Below are 1,799 nucleotides of genomic sequence, written 5' to 3'. Positions count from 1 at the left end.
GGTATGAAGTGAGCGACTTTTGTCAACCTATCAACCACTACCCAAATAGAATCATGTCCTGCCGACGTTCTGGGTAGACCGGTTATAAAATCCATTCCTATTTCTTCCCACTTCCACTCTGGAATCTTCAACGGTTGTAACAGACCAGCTGGTTTCTGATGTTCTGCCTTGACCCGCTGACATACATCACATAGAGCCACATATTCTGCTATCTCACGTCGCATACTGGCCCACCAGAATTGTTGCTTTAAATCTTGGTACATCTTAGTGCTTCCAGGGTGAATGGAATACAAAGTTTCATGAGCTTCTTTCATGATAGTATCCTTCAACTCCTTATTTTCTGGGACGCAAATTCTTTCTCCTAACCACACAGTTCCTTGCTCATCTTCTACATAACCGATGGCTTTTCCTCTTCTCATGTTCTTTTTAATTTCTTGTATGTCAGGATCATTCACTTGAGCTTCTCTAACTTGATCAAACAGAGTAGGTTGAGCTTCCAAAGTAGCCACAAAACCTTTGCTGACTATTCCCAAGTTTAACTTTTCAAATTCTTGGCATAACTCCCAAGGTAAACGTCGACCTTCTGACATATTACAGTAGCTTTTCCTGCTAAGAGCATCGGCTACAACATTTGCTTTCCCCGGGTGATAGTGGATTTCCATATCATAATCCTTAATCAACTCTAACCATCTTCGCTGACGCATGTTCAAATCAGGTTGAGTGAAAATGTACTTCAAACTTTTATGATCCGTATATATCTCTGTACGGTTACCGAAAAGATAATGACGCCAAATCTTCAATGCATGCACCACAGCTGCCAATTCTAGGTCATGCGTTGGGTAGTTATTCTCATGAGGACGTAATTGCCTAGATGCATAAGCAACCACCTTTCCTTCTTGCATCAACACACAACCCAAACCGAGTCGGGATGCATCACAATACACTTGGAAACCTTTCCTCGAATCAGGCAAAATTAACACAGGCGCAGTCACTAGCCTTTTCTTCAGTTCTTGGAAACTTTGCTCACAACTCTCTGTCCACTTATACTTCACTTCCTTCTGAAGCAGACGAGTCATTGGTCTGGCGATCTTTGAAAAATTCTCAATAAACCTGCGGTAATACCCCGCAAGTCCAAGGAAACTACGAACTTCTGAAACCGTCTTGGGTTGCTTCCAACTTAACACTGACTCCACATTGCTTGGATCTACTGCCACTCCTCCAGATGAGATGACATGACCAAGAAACTTCACTTCGGACAACCAAAATTCACATTTACTGAACTTGGCATAAAGCTGATGCTCTCGTAGTTTCTCTAAAGCTAGACGAAGATGCTCTTCATGTTCTTCCTTCGTCTTGGAGTAAATGAGAATGTCATCAATAAACACCACGACAAACTTATCCAGATATTCCATAAACACCTTATTCATCAGATTCATGAAAAAGGCTGGGGCATTAGTGAGTCCAAACGACATAACGGTACACTCGAACAAACCATACCGAGTTGTGAAGGCGGTCTTTGGTATATCTTCCTCACGGATTCGAAGTTGATGATATCCAGAACGGAGATCTATCTTGGAGAAAACTGTAGCACCTTCCAGTTGATCAAACAGGTCATCAATTCTGGGTAGAGGATACTTATTCTTGATAGTAACCTCATTCAACGCTCGATAATCCACGCACATTCTCTGAGTATGATCTTTCTTCTCCACAAAGATGACTGGTGCTCCCCATGGCGAAGTACTGGGTCTAATGTATCCTTTCTGAAGCAAATCATCCACCTGTTTCTTCACCTCAGCTAA

The 1,799-nt window shown here is 42.2% G+C and carries 1 protein-coding gene; it reads right to left on the bottom strand.

Annotated elements, in window-relative coordinates; genetic code table 11:
• Positions 1-1,799, bottom strand: a 1,799-nt coding sequence (locus GH660_RS17660; protein ID WP_153148075.1) for a reverse transcriptase domain-containing protein, incomplete at both ends; no start/stop codon positions are given.

This window comes from Dechloromonas sp. H13 (assembly GCF_009469615.1).
Classification (GTDB): Bacteria; Pseudomonadota; Gammaproteobacteria; order Burkholderiales; family Rhodocyclaceae; genus Azonexus.
The sequence above is the reverse complement of the archived record's forward strand: the minus strand, read 5'-3'. Positions and strand labels throughout refer to the sequence as shown.